The organism is Candidatus Steffania adelgidicola (genome assembly GCF_020541225.1).
Lineage (GTDB): Bacteria > Pseudomonadota > Gammaproteobacteria > Enterobacterales > Enterobacteriaceae > Steffania > Steffania adelgidicola.
In genome coordinates, this window is sequence record NZ_CP045889.1 from 1,272,272 (window position 1) to 1,291,105 (window position 18,834).

Sequence of the window (18,834 nt, forward strand, 5' to 3'; positions counted from 1 at the left end):
TTATCTTAGCCAACAACTTTTAATAAATGAGATCGTTTCCAGAGTAACCCCAAATATAGGGGAGCGTCGCTCAGATAGTCTGGGCAGACTACGTCATCAGAGGATATTATGACTAAATTGGCTTCTCTACATCGCTTTACGCGCATTGAACGTCTCCCTCTCTATATTTTTAATATTACCGCAGAATTAAAAATGGCAGCACGGCGGCGTGGAGAGGATATCATCGATTTCAGTATGGGTAATCCTGATGGTCCGACACCATCACATATTGTGGAGAAGTTATGTACGGTAGCTCAGCGAAAAGATACCCATGGTTACTCTATATCTCGGGGTATTCCAAGTTTACGCCGTGCTTTTTCACACTGGTATGCAGATCGCTATATGGTTGATATTGATCCGGAAAGCGAGGTGATTGTCACTATTGGCTCGAAGGAAGGGTTAGCGCATTTAATGCTTGCCACACTGGATTATGGGGATACCGTATTAGTACCAAACCCTAGCTATCCCATTCATATTTATGGTGCCGTAATTGCCGGTGCTCAAGTACGTTCTATTCCGCTACTTGAGGGAGTAGATTTTTTCTATGAGTTAGAACGAGCAATTCGTGAAAGCGTTCCTACGCCAAAAATGATAATCCTCAGTTTTCCATCCAATCCAACTACTCAATGCGTAGAACTGGATTTTTTTGAGAGGGTCATAGCTCTGGCAAGCCAATACAATATAATTGTAGTGCATGATTTAGCCTACGCCGATATTGTTTATGACGGCTGGAAGGCACCATCTATTTTGCAAGTCTCTGGCGCTAAAAAGATCGCAGTAGAATTTTTTACCTTATCAAAAAGCTATAACATGGCTGGTTGGCGTATCGGTTGTATGGCAGGAAACTCCGTCATAGTTAACGCGCTAGCACGTATAAAAAGCTATCATGATTACGGTACTTTTACCCCGCTGCAAGTTGCGGCTATCGCTGCCTTGGAGGGAGACCAAGGATGCGTGCACAGTATCGCCGAGCAATATCGCCAACGACGAAATATGCTAGTAAAGGGATTACATGCAATAGACTGGATGGTGGGAATCCCTAAAGCATCGATGTATGTCTGGGCTAAAATTCCTGATCATTATGCCGAAATGGGATCTTTGGAATTCGCCAAAAAGTTGCTGGCTGAGGCAAAAGTCTGTGTATCCCCTGGGATCGGGTTTGGCGATTATGGCGATACTCATGTACGTTTTGCATTAATTGAAAATCAAGAGCGAATACGGCAGGCAGTACGTGGCATAAAAGCTATGTTTTTGGCAGATGGCTTCTCTCATGGATCATCAGCGACATAATTCCATCACCGTAGTGCATTGATTAACTCCAGAGCTCACGAGGTTCATTAGTGACATAGCAGATTTAATCTATGTTGATTTATGATTCTTCCTATCATCCCAATTTAGATGATTATCTGTTTTGTTCCTGTTTACACTTACAACCCCTTCCCGATATAGAAGGGAATGTAAGGAATAAATAGACACCTTACTATATCTTAAGTTTAGTATGTAGACCAATAAAAAGGGATTTCCGTCAAAATAAAGTTATTAAATATTTCTGATTTTTGATTGTATTGAAATCTAAAATATATAAGCGTCTACTACAATAGACGCTGAATATTGTTCATGACACCTTAATGTTTTTACATAATTAAAAATATTTAATACGGATCTTCTAAGTTTTATTCTCTTTTTTTTGTAAAAAAATATTTAACTTTGCTACTCACCCTTTCATTACAAATCCATTCGTTGTTATATAGTATATTTTATATATTTCATATAAAATAGGAACACTTCATCCATTTTGATACGAATGGATACAAGGACGGTTCTGACCAATCATATCATTCAGTAAAAACTGATCACAGTTATATCACTATTTAAGCTTACATTTTATAGACCTAAAAGACGATATTTCAATTCCTTACCTCTTGCTTTTAATATCTAGAGATGCCCACTTATACTGCTCAAAAGTATTATCTTTTACGATTTTAAAAAGATAAATTCAGCGAACCTATAACGCTGGGGGGGGTCGGTATGTACCAGTATGTCGCATCCTAAACATGCAATTTTTATCTAACGATACTTATTACCTAGCAATGAAAGAACATGAACAAATTTCTTTCTATAAAAAAAACGCTAATAAGAGATTTTTCTATTCAAGAAATAAAATGTATTCTAAATGATATAATCAATATGCAGTGGCTGAACTACATCTCACTTAAAATTATCCCATTAATTATGCAATTTCAATCAACAGAGAGTAAAATGACAACATCAAGCATAAAAAAACTACGAATCTGGTTAATTTTTTACTCCATGAAGCATATATCTTTTAAATATCTATAAAAATATTAGGAAACAATATTCTAGCATTAATATCAGATACACTATTTAAGATACTTGCATTTACTTTTAAATAATACAAACTACCATCCATTCACAAGGTTCTTTACTTAATCTAAATCAATTATTTACTATTGCAATTTATCCAAAATTAATATTACTCTTCCCAAGAGTAGATATACTTTTGTCTTCAAAAAATATTATTTTCATATACACAACAATACGGTACTTGACCAATATATCCAATACACGAACCGCATAGTATGCCAATACTACTAGACGCATGAAAGTTCTTCTAAAAACCACTTCTAGACTAATATCAATTTCAAATTGATATAACATGAAGAGATAAATCTTCACTATTAAGAATAGTACCAAATGTAGATTTATGATAACAAATAAAAGATTGCTATATTATTTAAAGCTGAATGACTAAAAACAACTTCAAGAAAAGCTTAGATAAATAACTTTATGAACGTTAATTTATACCTGCTTATATGTCATTAAGCATTTCACTATAAAGACAATTGAGTAAAAAGATTGATATTATCAACTGGTGATCTTCTCTTCATGTATGCTGGATTTCCATCCTGTCTTATGATAACGGATAATTTAGTTTTAAAAACCAAATAGTACGATTAAAATCATGAATTCACTCATGAAAGAAAATTAATTCCCATCGCAACATCATCTGATTACTAATTTAAATCTATTAAGAAAACAAATTAATCCGCTGTACCATGGTAATTTAAGAAGTGCGGGGTATTGCAATATTTTTTTCTCACTTAAAACAAGGTTACATCTATTCAGGGCTTATATCATATTAATGTACAATTTTATTGGTATATAATAAAATGATTAACGGTTTTGTCTGGACAGTATGGATTTTATAATCCATAACCAACTTTCTAATTAACCTTAGAATATATTAACTAAATCATACAATAACAATCAGTCAATACTGATAATTGCATTACTAGTGGCATGCTGTGTTATGTATGATGGATTTTGATCATAAAACAAAACAGATAAAACCATGCACATTTTTATTATATAAAACATTAATATAAATATCTAAGACTAACATTACCACTCTTCTTAATTAACATATTACTGTTTTTGATTATTAGTTTACAACTATACTTTATTATTACTGACTGTATCTTATTGCCACATTGCTGCCAATACTACTCTTGCTCTTAATATTAAAACATATGAATACGATTGAACCTAATATTAAAATATCCAAAGTTATAATTATTTTTGGAATCAGGAGTACACACCATCATCTTCGACTTTCTTAAAGACAGAGCAATATCTTTCGCATGCCAGATCTTTCCTATTGCTCATTGTAGTAAAAAGGAAATCTTATTATATTTCTAAATGACTTCGTATTAATTATATAAATATGTAATCTATTTGATAAATACGCTCTTGATTTAGTGAATAATGCGTATTTTCAGAACTATGATTATAATCATAATTCACTATATGCTATATAGTCGGTATAAAGTAAAAATAATAAGTTAATAAATTGATTTATAAAAAACACGAAACCTGTTATTTTATTTAAAATATTTCTTTGGATAATACTTGTTAAAATGTGAATAATTACTATAATTAATATTAGTGTTACTCAACTAAAAATAAGTGCTATAAAGATTAAAAATATCTTCATTGGATTGGATCGATATTTTGTTCTGGACATATTAGAATCAGTATCAGTGTTTTTTTTCCGTAATTAAATAACGGAATATTCACACTTTCACTTATAATGTTTTGATTCTAATTGATAAAATCATATTATTAAAATAATGACAGATAGGATATTATTTATGTTGAATAATATAACAGTGTTTAGATTATTACCATACATCAGTCTTTTATCCACTTCTATAAAATTTTATTTGGTTACCATGATTCAAGAAAAAAACATCATGAAAAGTATTGATTGAGTAAAAAAAGAAACATTTTTAAACACTAAAAGATAGTCTATATATATCTTATGATGATTTTTTAGTACCCGAGATAAATTTATAGCATAGAAATGCTAAAAATTGCATACAAGACTTGTCTATTAACGACACTTTTGGTGTGAGAACATGGATAAGAATTTATCTAATAAACACGAAATATAAAAAACATTTATAAATTTCATTATACATATATACAATGATGAATATTTTAATTCAAATAACTATTTTTAATCTTCGAAAAATTTACGATACAATCTGACTTGTGTTTATTTGTTTAAAGAATAACCGCTACTCTCCCTACGAAAACAAGGATTCCATCCTGGTTAGGAACCTCTAGAGAAAAAATTCACATCAGATACCTAGAAAGTCATTCAGAAGGGAAAAATTTCTTTTTTAAATCAAAACAACGTTATGAAAAAATGTTGGTTTTATCTATCAATAATAATATCTGTCATTTGATTTTTCACACCATAACCTTTTTACTATGTATCATTGGATCATATGGCGCTCTCATGATACTAGAACTAGATATAGGTATCGTTACTAGTTTAAAGTTCAGCTCTGAGCTTAGATAAAAGTGCTGCTTACTACTCACGTGAAGAGTTAAACCAACATGGCATATCCCCAAATTATATCTCTAATGCCTGCTACCGTGTCGATTCAAAAGACTACACGACCAGGGGTCGAATACAATACTTCCTATTTAATCTGTAGCCAATATCTCTAATGACTATTTATCCCGCATTGAAAGTGAATAACAAGGAATTTATAACTTTATTTTACGCTATCCATGCCTCGTTGCATGGTGGCATCAATTGAATGAATGATACATAGATAAACCTCTTATTTCTAAGCGAAAAACCTTACGATTAAACTACAGAGTGGTAAATAAACTCTATCATCTAATCATGAGGAATTTCTATAACGTTAAAGCTTCATTATTTAAAAACTCGATACCATTACTTCGGTAATTTATACACATCAAGATATTGAGATGATTTATGCCTTACCCTCAATCAATATCCATATTCCGATTTAACTTCATCAGGTGTACTCGATAACGACAAACCTAAAAAGGTAACATGAAGATCGAGTGCGGGTAGAAAAGGTATGCCTGATAATTTTAAAGCTGACATTAATGCTAGGATTAGGATGCCCCCTAACATATTAGGAAACGAGAGAAAAATACAGAACTTATTGTTATCAATTTTATTATTCACCATCAGGGTACAGAAAAATCTATTTTGATATCTAACATGTTATCGCTAGATAACATGAATTTTCTTACCTATAAATTGATAACTCCATAATATATAAAATTTTCCAGTAGTACTTTACCAAAAGTCACTAACGGAGAAACTTATCATATCCTTACTATTATACAATATATAAATCTTGCTTCTTCCTTTGTGGATATAGCGAATACTAACTGCCAATATATTAAGATTTCTGACTTAATTACATAGCTAGTGACCCTTCATCCGCATCCGTCTTACTTATCACGAATAGAACCTCTAAAAATGATCACGTACTAACAAATAACAAAATTTCTGCTTTTTCTCATCGTCAATACACATCCACAACAGCATTGTTATAACAACTAAAAAATAACACAGCGTGGATCTGAAGCTTCCAATACCACCTTGTATGAATTTTAAGTATTCTGGAAAACATTCGTTAAATTTAACATTTGCATCAGCGCAAATATAACCACAAGGACTTCTCTATGCAAACAATTCTGGAACATCTTTATGTTGGGGGACGTATGAACCGTGAGACAAGCCAGCAGCTATTCGAAGGCATTATTCAAGGACAGTTAGCCCCCGAACAACTAGCAGCTGTGCTTATTAGTATGAAAGTACGCGGAGAACACCCCGAGGAGATCGCCGGCGCCACATCAGCCCTACTAGCCCACGCCAGCTCATTTCCTCGTCCTGATTATCTATTTGCAGATATAGTCGGAACAGGTGGTGACAGCAGCAATAGTATTAACATCTCCACTGCTAGCGCCATCGTTAGTGCCAGCTGCGGTGCACATATAGCTAAGCATGGGAATGGGGGTGTGTCTAGCTGTTCAGGTTCCGCAGACCTTCTTACAGCTTTCGGGATTCGCACGAATATGCCGGCAGAAATTTCACGTCAGGCACTGGATGAACTGGGGATATGTTTTTTATTCGCTCCACAATATAATTCCGGTTTGCGTTACACCATGCCAGTACGTAAACTATTAAAAACACGTACTATTTTCAATATACTTGGTCCTTTGCTTAATCCTGCCCGACCACCATTAGCTCTAATTGGCGTTTATAGTCCGCAACTAGTCTTGCCAATTGCAAAAACCCTACAGATGCTGGATTATCATCGCGCTGCAGTAGTACACAGCGGTGGAATGGATGAGGTAGCGCTGCACGCTCCGACGCAGGTAGCGGAGTTGCGAGAAGGGATGATTGACAGTTACACCCTGAACGCAGCGGATTTTGGCCTATTAACTCAATCAGCAGACGCTCTCCGTGGAGGATCCCCAGAAGAAAATCGTGACATTTTAAAATGTTTATTACAAGGTAATGGTAAGTACGCGCATGCAGCTGTCGTCGCTGCTAACGTTGCCTTGCTACTCAAATTGTTCGGGCATGAAAATCTGCGTGATAATACCCATCGGGCACTACATGAAATTCATAGCGGCTCTCCTTATTTGGGCATGTTAGCTTTAGCAGAAAAAGGATAAACACAATGCAGGAAACGATACTGGCGCAAATTGTCGCAGACAAATATAAATGGGTAGCTGAGCATAAACAATTATATCCGCTAGAGAGTTTTTATCATCAGATTCATCCTAGCACGCGTAGTTTTTATGAAGCACTATCCTGTTCTCATACAGCATTTATTCTAGAATGCAAAAAAGCGTCACCTTCCCAAGGTCTAATCCGAAATGAATTTGACCCTATCGCTATTGCGGGAATTTACCGACAATATGCCGATGTAATGTCGGTATTAACTGACGAAAAATACTTCCAGGGTAACTTTAATTTCTTATATCAGGTGAGCCACTCAGTGAGTCACCCCATATTATGTAAAGATTTTATCATCGATCCCTGGCAAATCTATCTAGCACGTTTATATCAAGCAGATGCTATTCTGCTGATGTTATCTATTCTTGATGACAATACTTACTGTGAACTGGCAGCAGTAGCGAAGAGTCTGAAAATGGGAGTGTTAACCGAAGTTATTAGCGATGAAGAGCGTGAACGAGCGATTACCTTACAGGCGAAGGTAGTAGGCATTAACAATCGTGATTTGCGCAATCTATCTATTGACTTGAATCGCACACGCACCTTGGGTCTAGGACTACCCAAAGGGGTTAAAGTTATCAGCGAATCTGGAATCCATCATTATTCCCAGATTCGTGAACTGAGTCAGTATGCTACTGGGTTCTTAATTGGCAGTTCACTAATGGCCGAACCTGACTTAACGATAGCAGTACGACGGGTGCTACTTGGAGAAAACAAAGTGTGCGGGCTAACCCGAGCTGTAGATGCCCATGCCGCTATGGAGGCTGGCGCAATTTATGGCGGGCTTATTTTTATTCCCGGCTCCCCAAGATATGTGAATGCAGAAACTGCCCGTATTGTGGTAACTGGCGCCTCACTCCGCTATGTTGGCGTATTTCTCGATGCGGAAGTAAGCCATGTAGCCACGACAGCCGAAGCGCTTTCACTGGCAGCGGTACAGCTACACGGCCACGAAGATCAGACTTATATTAACGCACTACAGCACGCTCTTCCATCTAATTGTCAAATTTGGAAAGCAGTAGATGTACGATATAATCTACCTCTGCGTAATTTAGCCCACGTCGTGCGGTACGTTCTTGATAACGGCGGAGGAAGCGGTACGACTTTTGATTGGACGCTATTACATGGGACAAGATTAGATAACGTGATATTAGCAGGTGGGCTTTCACCTGACAACTGCAGAGCTGCAGCCCGTCTTGGCTGCGCTGGACTAGATTTTAACTCTGGCGTAGAAAGTGCACCGGGTCTTAAAGACCATCATAAACTAACCAAGGCATTTCAAATGCTACGCGCCTATTAATATTCAGTCTGACACTGTCAGTAAGAGAATAAACCATGACACGACTCGATCCTTATTTTGGGGAATTTGGCGGCATGTACGTGCCAGAAATTCTAATGCCTCCACTGCTTCAGTTAGAAGATGCCTTCATCAGTGCCCAGGGCGATCCGACTTTTCATTCTGAATTCCATAACCTACTAATCCATTATGCCGGCCGTCCAACGCCCTTGACGCTGTGCCGAAACTTAACTATCGGTACTCGAACAAAACTATATCTAAAACGTGAAGATTTACTGCACGGCGGTGCCCACAAAACCAACCAAGTATTAGGCCAAGCGATACTGGCAAAACGTATGGGAAAAACCGAAATCATCGCAGAAACCGGCGCGGGTCAGCATGGAGTTGCTTCAGCCCTGTCTTGCGCACTACTGGGATTGAAATGTCGTATTTATATGGGTGCTAAAGATATGGAACGGCAATCTCCAAACGTCTTTCGCATGCGGTTAATGGGGGCTGAAGTTATTCCAGTACATAGCGGTTCTTCTACGCTGAAAGACGCCTGCAATGAAGCCTTGCGAGATTGGTCTAGCACTTATTCCCGCGCCCACTATATGCTCGGTACTGCTGCTGGTCCACATCCATTCCCAACTATCGTACGCGAATTTCAGCGTATAATAGGCCAGGAGACACGCGAACAAATTCATGAGCATGAGCAGCGGCTGCCAGATGCGGTGATAGCTTGCGTTGGCGGAGGTTCTAATGCTATTGGTATCTTTGCGGATTTCATTGATGAACCCAGCGTTCGCCTGATAGGCGTCGAGCCGGGGGGATTGGGTATTAAAACTGGCCAGCATGGTGCATCACTTAAACATGGTCGCACAGGTATCTACTTCGGTATGAAATCGCCCATAATGCAGTCTGAAGAGGGGCAAATTGAAGAGTCCTACTCCATCTCTGCCGGCTTGGATTTTCCCTCGGTAGGGCCGCAGCATGCTTATCTCGAACACATCGGGCGTGCTGAGTACGTATCAGCAACCGATGAAGAAGCACTAAACGCCTTTAGGCGGCTCTCTCGCCATGAGGGAATCATCCCGGCATTAGAATCATCTCACGCGCTAGCTCACGCTCTTCGTATGATTCAAGCAGCGCCGGAGTATAAGGAACAGATCCTGGTGGTGAACTTGTCTGGCCGGGGCGATAAAGATATTTTTACCGTTCATGATATTCTATCAACACGAGGAGAAATTTGATGACGCGTTATCAAACACTATTTAATCAGCTGGAGAACCGGAATGAAGGTGCCTTTGTACCATTTGTGATGCTTGGTGATCCAAATCCATCACTCTCCCTGAAAATTATTGATACACTTATTCACGCCGGTGCCGATGCCTTAGAACTCGGGATACCGTTCTCCGACCCGCTGGCGGACGGGCCTACTATTCAAAATGCTACCCTTCGCGCATTTGCCTCTGGTGTCATGCCGACGCACTGTTTTAAAATGTTAGTATCCATTCGCCAAAAATTCCCTGCTATTCCGATTGGGTTACTAATGTACGCCAATCTAGTCTATAATCATGGTATTGACGCTTTTTACGCCCGTTGTGCCGAAGTTGGAGTCGACTCAGTGCTAGTTGCAGATGTACCTCTTCAAGAGAGCTTACCATTTCGAATTGCTGCGACACGCCATGGTATCTCGCCCATTTTTATTTGCCCTCCTAACATCGACGATAATTTGTTACGAGAAATTGCGTTACATGGTCGAGCATATACGTATCTACTCTCACGAGCCGGGGTTACTGGCAGCGCAAAACCAGAAAATACAACACTACTTACGCATTTGATTAAAATGCTAAAAGCATATCATGCTGCACCGACGATACAAGGATTTGGCATTTCTAATCCAAGTCATGTACGCGCTGCGTTACAATCTGGCGCAACTGGTGCCATCTCCGGGTCAGCTATTATTCACATTATTGAAAATAACATCAATCATCCCTCAATAATGCTAAAAAAACTAACGAAATTCATACGCGAAATGAAGGCAGCGACTCGTTATAAACTGGAATAAATATACTCACCGTTAACAATTTCACTCTCGCACTCCCTTAGAGAACCAGTGAAAAAACCCAACATAAACACAATGTCCTTGATTAAAGGAAAAGTTATAATATGTGAAAGATTCAAGATATCTTATCAAACTTTTTGTATTGCTCTTAATCCTAACTAACTCTTAAAAACCGCGTTCAGTTAAACGATTTTATCAATTCCGCCTATGAAGCTAACTTAGTAGTACAGGCGACTCACCCGAGTAACAGGTGAAAAATTAATAAAAACACAACATGACAATTAAATAATTTATATCATACCTTACAGTTTGCGAAGGTAATACATTTAAATTTTGTTTTTTCTTAAGCGTTATTACCCGCTTATAGCTCGGATAAGTTCTCACCGAATCAAAAATATTATATCTGAGCTATAAATGAACCATTTTCACACTATAATCAATATAGTTGATACTATTACTACTTCTACCGCATCTTTTCTTTTTTTATTTTATTGTGTTTGATTTTATGTTATACGCATCATCTTATACATACTGAGACTAATACAAGTCTCACTATAAAATCACTCAAAGAGTGTGCTATAGATTGTAGAAATCACTTAGTGATTTTATTTTGATAATATTCCATTAAACAATGGGAACGAAGTTTTATCTAACACATAAATCTCAATTATATTGTTGCTTTCTCCGAGTTCCATATTTAAGTGGGATAACGTGAATAGCTAATCAAATACTCTACTAAACATTCAGTTTTAAATGATGTTTACCTGAATAAAAGATATCTTTCTATCAGAAAGATATCTTTTATTCAGAGTAATGTAATTTCTTTTTAAGCACTACTATATATTAAATTAAGAATCTTATTTATAAAACGTTTTTACCTGTTGTATATCTGTGTTCTTCATATTTCTATAAGCTAGAGTTATTGATTCAATGAGTCGAATTTAACTATGTACTAAATCTTAGATACAAATTATAGGCACTATAAATAATAGTACCATGAATGGCTGACAGTCAAAATATAAATATAAATATTCATAGATGACCTATTAAAATAACAGATTTATACAAATGGATACGCTTAATATGTTAAAAACACCGTTTATGCTATTCTCTATGAGACCATGATGGAATAATAAAAAATACTGAGTTAATATTCGTACAAATAAGTATGAATTTACTCACTATTACTTTCAGAAAGCACAGATTAACGACCCATCAAGTCTGACAATTCATACAACATAAAATATGTGTCATAATAAAGTCATATTGGCATTTGCAGATGCGTTTTAATTTTGTATATATAGATAATTAATCTCTTGGCATTTGAAAAACTTCATTATTAATCTTAAGTGATTTCTTTTATATTATACATAAAGGAACTACACAATGCTTAGTTCAATAAACCTCGCTTAAAACCCACTGCATCTAGATGCTCAAATTTTAACAGTGTTTTTCATAGGGAGTATTATGATTTTTTAAATAAAAATACCTATAACAACTAGGAAAAACTATAGCTTTTTCTATAAATAAAGATAACTTATTCATCCATAATGTAGATAGTTCATTTCCAAATGTCTAGCTAACAAATACAACCTAAACTTAATTTAAGTACAATCAGGCCAAAACCTAGGCCGTTAGCCTGCTTTTCCTATAACGCTAAAGCACAGTAATATTTTCTCATTAATAGTCATTAATGACATAAACAAGTAAGATCAAAATAATAAGAGGAAAGAAGACACTAAATAACTAATTCTTAACCATAATACAACATATTTATAGATTATAATCAATATTCACTTACAATATTCATGAAGTGATTTATCAGATTTTTCTTCAAAGTTTCTTACCTATCTATTGACTCTTTTTCTGGTTTTGCGTAACGTTCACCTGAAGAACAGCGCCATTATGATTTTTCTTCCGCCGATATAGCTTAGTTGGTAGAGCAGCGCATTCGTAATGCGAAGGTCGTAGGTTCAAACCCTGCTATCGGCATCAATATAATCAATTAATCAAATGAAATTTAACAAAACTATATTTAAATAATATAGCAGGATACTAAAATAGTTTTAATGATGTTTATCTAACCGCTAGTGTTTTTATAGAAAACAACAGTATTTCACCACCCTATACTGATTCCATAAAAAATATATTTCAGTAGCATGATGCTTAGATTTTTAACAAAAATCAGTGATAACTTTTCACTAATATCTTATACAAAATAATAAAAACAAACTTTACTAGACTCTTATTATTACACATAAAACCATAGAATAAGATATTTTTTTTGATACTAATTGCTTTTTACTATAATCATAGTACATGCGTTTTTTTTCACAAAATACATTTTTAGGCTCAGAAAAACCTAATATATTCCTTTTATTTTGTTTTAGAAAGAACACATATAAAGAGCAAGAGAAAATGCTGAGTACAATGGTAAATAAGTATTATTAATTAGCAACGCTCTTGGTTTTATACCGATGAATCATTAATAATTTAAAATGTCTTCATACTCATAAAAATTTCTTCAAAATATGTTTTTCATTTACTATCTTCCTACTTTAACAAGGATCTATGCCTTATTTGAAGTAACATTATTTTCTATTATCGATATGAAACTGTTTTTACAAAACCGTTATCACTCTCTAAATAAGAGAGAGCCTATATCTATAAGCAATAAAAATATAGAAAAGAAGGTTTAAAATCATTAAATTTTTTATTGAAAAATAATCACTAAAATGAGACAAAAACCTTTTCCTATATTATGAATGATTATTTGAATTCTTTTCAATCACACTTGTTTATAAAACGATACCTAATAATCGATATTCATCAATAATAAATGATATGATCTTTTATTTATTTCGACAAATTACAAACCATCTTAATAAGAAATACATAATTTAGGTAATTGAAGAGATTATATTAATATAAATTCACTCTTATTCTTTCGATAAATCGAAACATTATAATATTAAAGATTAAAATCATCTTCTTTGTCTTCTTAAAAAAAGAAGTTATTTTCATAGTCTAAAAATGGACTTATCTCTCTCCTTTAATTAAAGACTATATCTATATTCTGTCCTGTACCTTATCTCAGTCAAGTTCAAATAACTATTTACATAAAATATAATATTAGGCAATTGATCAGTGATATAAATTCTGTAATTCACATCGTAATATATGAATATTTCCTTAAAAGCATTATATAAAATCTTAGAGTTCCATGATTACTAGACATAGATCGCTAGCGCTGAAACGGTTTTTAAAAAAATAAAAATCTAGAATACTTTTTTGAAATTTTTACGAAAGTTTTTGCATGACTAAGCACTATCAAGAAATATATAAGCCATATTTTAATTTTTAAAAAATCTGTTATAAGAAATCACAGATTGATATTTTTATCAAAATTTTTCTGAAAAAGTATCGTTCATTTTTTTCACTTGGTGAAAAATATATAGTTTATCACTACGATTCTATGGGGAAAATCTTTTGGCTTACACTAGATAAAATATCTAGCTATATGGTTTTTCACAAAATATCCCTTAAGAGGGTCTTGATTCTCTGACTATTCAGTTGATTTTTTCTATTTTTTGATACATGATGGGAAAGAATTTTAATATGGTCCAACTATAGAAAAAGTCATTACAAGCTATATTTATATCGTCAAGAAATATTTATTTTTTTTGATACTTTGTCAGATTTGGCTTCTAACAAACTTCCAAAATAAATGCGTTAGTTAATACAAAATCAACAATATCTACCAATCATTAAACTATTACGTTTTATAGAACAAAGTTTTTGCAACTAAACTATACATAACGCATTAGTATTAATGCTAGTCTTCCGTATAGATTTAAAACAAGTCGTTTCTTCTCTATCATAAATACTTTAAGAACCCGTATCGCCCGCGTGTTATAATAGACACAACCCCACTCTTAACGAGTGAGTCAGGAGGAAACCAGTACGCCTGGAGGTGATGGTAATCATCACCATATCTGGAATCATGAGTCCCAGAATCCAGATGGAAATTATTCCAGCAACAAACGCGCTTTTTTTAGCACATTTTCAACAGTGAAACCGAAGAACGTGAGTAATTCTCCAGGGGGCGCTGATTCACCAAAGGTTGTCATACCAACAATCTGGCCATTTAGCCCAACATACTTATACCAATAATCAGCAATACCCGCTTCAATGGCGATACGGGATGTAATCCTCGTCGGTAAAATTGATTCACGATAACCCTCATCCTGCAAATCAAAGATATCGGTAGAGGGAAGTGATATAACACGCACTTTACAGCCTTCTTTTTGTAACTCTTCATAAGCAGCTACCGCTAAGGTCACTTCTGAACCAGTAGCTATCAGAATCAGTTCTGGGTCTCCTTGACAGTCTTTTAGGATGTAACCGCCTCGCGCAATATCTAGCACTTGCTGCGATGTACGATCTTGTTGCGGTAAGTTTTGACGTGATAGAATTAAGGCAGTAGGACCGTCATAGCGCTCAATGGCTTTCTTCCAGGCGACTGCGGTTTCCACTTGATCGCAGGGACGCCAGTTACTCATGTTGGGAGTCATGCGAAGACTAGCTAATTGTTCTACTGGTTGATGAGTTGGACCATCTTCACCTAATGCAATAGAATCGTGGGTATAAACCATGATATGACGCATTTTCATGAGCGCCGCCATCCGCACGGCGTTTCTGGCATATTCAACAAACATCAGGAAGGTGGCAGTATACGGCAAAAAACCACCATGGTTAGCAATACCGTTACCGATGGCTGTCATCCCAAACTCACGCACCCCATAATGAATATAATTACCAGCAGCATCGTCAGCGATAGAACGCGATTTAGACCAAATGGTTAGATTACTAGGAGCCAGATCTGCTGAACCGCCGAGAAATTCCGGCAACATGGGGCCAAACGCCTCCAGCGTATTCTGAGAGGCTTTACGGCTTGCAATGCTTGCCGGTTTATCCTGCAACTGCTCAATAATTTTTTGACTTTCCACCTGCCAACAGGTAGGCAATTGACCGTTTATACGACGTTTAAACTCTTGTGCTAGCTCGGGGAAATCTTTTTCATAGGTGATGAATATGTCATTCCAGATAGCCTCTTTCTGCTTCCCTAACTCTTTTGCATCCCAATCCTGGTAGATGTGTGGGGGTATTACAAACGGTGCCTCTTTCCAACCTAGTACTTTTCGGGTAGCAGAAATTTCTTCTTCCCCCAATGGGGCTCCATGTGCATCTTTGGTAGCGGCTTTATTTGGAGCACCAAAGGCAATGACAGTTTTACATATTAGGAGCGATGGACGTTGGTTGACGGAGCGTGCGTTTTCTATTGCTACTTTAATGGAATTGCTATCATGGCCGTCTATATTTCGCACAACATGCCATCCATAGGCCTCAAAACGAAGAGCAGTATCATCCATAAACCAGCTATCAATATTGCCATCTATGGATATACCATTAGCATCGTAAAATGCTATGAGCTTTCCTAACTTCATCGTACCGGCCAGTGAACAGACTTCATGAGAGATACCTTCCATCATGCAACCATCGCCGAGAAAAACATAGGTATAATGATCAACAATATTATATCCAGGACGATTGAACTGCGCTGCTAGAGTACGTTCCCCTATTGCTAACCCCACAGCATTAGCAATACCCTGACCCAAGGGTCCAGTAGTCGTTTCAACACCATCCGTATAGCCATATTCTGGATGTCCCGGTGTTTTAGAATGTAGCTGACGGAAATTTTTCAATTCTACCATTGGTAAATCGTAACCGGTAAGATGCAGTAAACTATAGAGCAACATTGAAGCATGCCCATTAGAAAGAACAAAACGATCGCGGTTAACCCATTTCGGGTTTAACGGATTATGGTTCATATAATCACGCCATAAAACCTCAGCGATATCGGCCATTCCCATTGGTGCACCAGGGTGCCCAGAATTCGCTTTTTGTACGGCGTCCATGCTTAATATCCGGATAGCATTCGCAAGCATTTTTCTTGATGTCATTTAGATGCTCCAAAGATTATAATTTTCCCGTTAACAGTTTTTCTAGGCTTTCTTGATCAATCGCAAACTGACGGATGCCTTCGGCTAGTTTCTCTACAGCCATCGCATCCTGATTATGCTCCCAGCGGAATTCTGATTCAGATAAAGGTGTCGGCCGATGAAAAACTCCGGTATCAGGAGATAATTTACGATCACAATGTCGATTGTTTTTAGATAATTCTTTCAGTAAGTAGGGGGAAATAGTTAATCGATCACAGCCTGAAAGAGCTAAAATCTGCTCCACTTTACGGAAACTAGCACCCATGATAACAGTATGATAACGATGCTGTTTATAATAAGTGTAAATTTTACGTACTGAAACCACACCAGGATCCTCCTCGACTAAATATGGATCAAGTGGCTTCCGTTGATGATACCAATCATAAATTCGACCAACAAACGGTGAAATTAGATAGACACCAGATTCAGCGCAGGCGCGTGCCTGTGCGAAAGAAAATAGCAATGTCAAATTACACTTAATCCCTTCTTTTTCGAGCTCTTCCGCAGCTTTGATCCCTTCCCATGTAGCAGCAAGCTTAATGAGAATACGCGATTTATCAATTGCCTGTTCTTGATAAAGTGAAACCAATTTACGTGCTTTAGCTACACACATGCCGCGATTAAAGGAGAGGCGTGCATCGACTTCGGTAGAGATACGTCCAGGCACAATTTTTAAAATTTCTACACCAATATTTACACAAAATTTATCACTAGCGTTAATGATCTTCGTTTTTTGTGTTCCTCCTTGTTTACGAGCATAGCTTAACGCATCTTCCAGCAGTGATTGATAACCTACTAAGGTAGAAGCTTTTAGAATCAAGGACGGGTTAGTAGTGGCGTCTTGTGGTGTATAATGACGAATAGACTCAATATCTCCACTATCAGCAACGACAGTAGTGAATTTTTTTAAATTCTGTAAATCATTCATAGCGTTACTCCATGAATTTAAGACCGTCACTAGCATAAGTAACGAGCACGTTTAGAAAGGGCAGTGTCTTAATAAGATATAGAAAAATATGTTTTCTGGTTGTTAAAATAAATTTCATCGAAAGTATGAAGGATTCTGTATCCAGATTCCTATCACTGATCACAGCGGCAAACAACTTTTTATCTCTTGTTGTCAATTATTATAAATAATACTATATATTAATATTATGTCTACACTAAATGCAGTTGTTTTTCAGTAGAGTACTAAGATACTTGACGATTATGTTAGTCTAATTGAAGAATGGATCTTCTATCTTTTTTTTGAAGTATCTATTTTTACAGAGTATTGATGAAATCAAGTAAGATCTATTTTATACATTTCGTGAAGACATGGGGTTTATTTTCTATCATTGAAATATTGGTAGACATCACCATATTCCACTTATACAACAGCAACATATTATTTCCAATGATTCATGTTTCTCTGCCTAGCCATCTTTCATAAACTCAAATAAAGTTTTACTATCCTTTTCCAACTGAAGCAATACCTAATTATCTCATGTAACATATCAATACGATTTAAACTCAATCTCTACATCACTCTTAAGAAGAGTATCATCTTATCTACTACATCTCCTATATCACCATAAATACAACCGACTATTGCCTTTGTTTATAAATATTTTATGCGACTAATATAATAATCTATATTGTATTTTCTAATAAAAACACATTCATATTTCTTTGTATTAATGCTGTTTTAAGCAATATATGACGATGGGATATATAAAGTGAACGATATTCAGGGCGGGCTAGATTAAGTGTACTTTCATTTTGTTAGAGGGATAAAACTCAATCTCATTTATGAAATAAAATAACATAAAAATAAAATTATAAGATTTTACGTAATTTCTTTATATAAAGATTCACCTCTACATACAAATTCATAGAGAATTATACTGTATGCTATACATTTTAAAAAATTACTTTTAAATTAATCTTACTACATGAGTCTACATGAGTTTACATGAGTCTACATGAATCGAAAATATACTGAACACTGATATCACAGGTTTCAGGAATTAAAATATAGACACCATAAAATTCTTATGAAGACATACCGTTTTATAAGATATAAGTCTCATAAATTTTAAACCAACGAGAACCTAATTTATATATTAATAAAGTTCACTGTATTTTTTAATATCATATTCTATTATTATAAAAAGGAGTCATTTCTGAGTGATTATACCAGTTAGATGCAACGAACACGATCCTATTAATTACTAGATACTCTTGGTAACCCTAATTACTTTAAAATACAGATAAATCATTATATTATTTTACCTCAAGAACAGTA

General features: G+C 35.6%; 7 protein-coding genes and 1 tRNA gene. 6 read left to right on the forward strand and 2 right to left on the reverse strand.

The genetic code is table 11. The features are described 5' to 3' along the window. Window positions 1–108 precede the first annotated feature (108 nt). The 6 genes from alaC to GFK82_RS03660 all read left to right on the forward strand — a co-directional run bounded on the left by alaC (window position 109) and on the right by GFK82_RS03660 (window position 12,477). On the forward strand, window positions 109–1,329 hold the full coding sequence (alaC, locus tag GFK82_RS03635; protein WP_226810830.1) for an alanine transaminase: 1,221 nt from the start codon (window positions 109–111) through the stop codon (window positions 1,327–1,329). 4,749 nt (window positions 1,330–6,078) lie between these two features. Beyond that, entirely contained in the window at window positions 6,079–7,077 is a 999-nt protein-coding gene (gene trpD, locus GFK82_RS03640; protein WP_226810832.1) for an anthranilate phosphoribosyltransferase, read from the forward strand. Window positions 7,078–7,082: 5 nt separating this feature from the next. Next, window positions 7,083–8,441, forward strand: coding sequence for a bifunctional indole-3-glycerol-phosphate synthase TrpC/phosphoribosylanthranilate isomerase TrpF (gene trpCF, locus GFK82_RS03645; RefSeq protein ID WP_226810839.1), 1,359 nt, complete (start codon window positions 7,083–7,085; stop codon window positions 8,439–8,441). A gap of 35 nt (window positions 8,442–8,476) precedes the next feature. Continuing rightward, entirely contained in the window at window positions 8,477–9,670 is a 1,194-nt protein-coding gene (trpB, locus tag GFK82_RS03650; protein ID WP_226810841.1) for a tryptophan synthase subunit beta, read from the forward strand. Continuing rightward, window positions 9,670–10,488 (forward strand): tryptophan synthase subunit alpha, encoded by an 819-nt coding sequence (gene trpA, locus GFK82_RS03655; RefSeq protein WP_226810848.1) that lies wholly within the window; start codon window positions 9,670–9,672, stop codon window positions 10,486–10,488. The genes trpB and trpA overlap by 1 nt, the downstream gene beginning before the upstream one ends. A 1,916-nt stretch (window positions 10,489–12,404) precedes the next feature. Beyond that, window positions 12,405–12,477: transfer RNA gene (locus GFK82_RS03660), tRNA-Thr, on the forward strand. Between the two features lie 2,036 nt (window positions 12,478–14,513). On the opposite strand, the gene tkt is transcribed toward GFK82_RS03660, so the two are convergent. Then, entirely contained in the window at window positions 14,514–16,508 is a 1,995-nt protein-coding gene (gene tkt, locus GFK82_RS03665) for a transketolase (RefSeq protein ID WP_226810849.1), read from the reverse strand. Between the two features lie 16 nt (window positions 16,509–16,524). Beyond that, window positions 16,525–17,475 (reverse strand): transaldolase, encoded by a 951-nt coding sequence (gene tal, locus GFK82_RS03670; protein ID WP_226810851.1) that lies wholly within the window; start codon window positions 17,473–17,475, stop codon window positions 16,525–16,527. Window positions 17,476–18,834 lie beyond the last annotated feature (1,359 nt).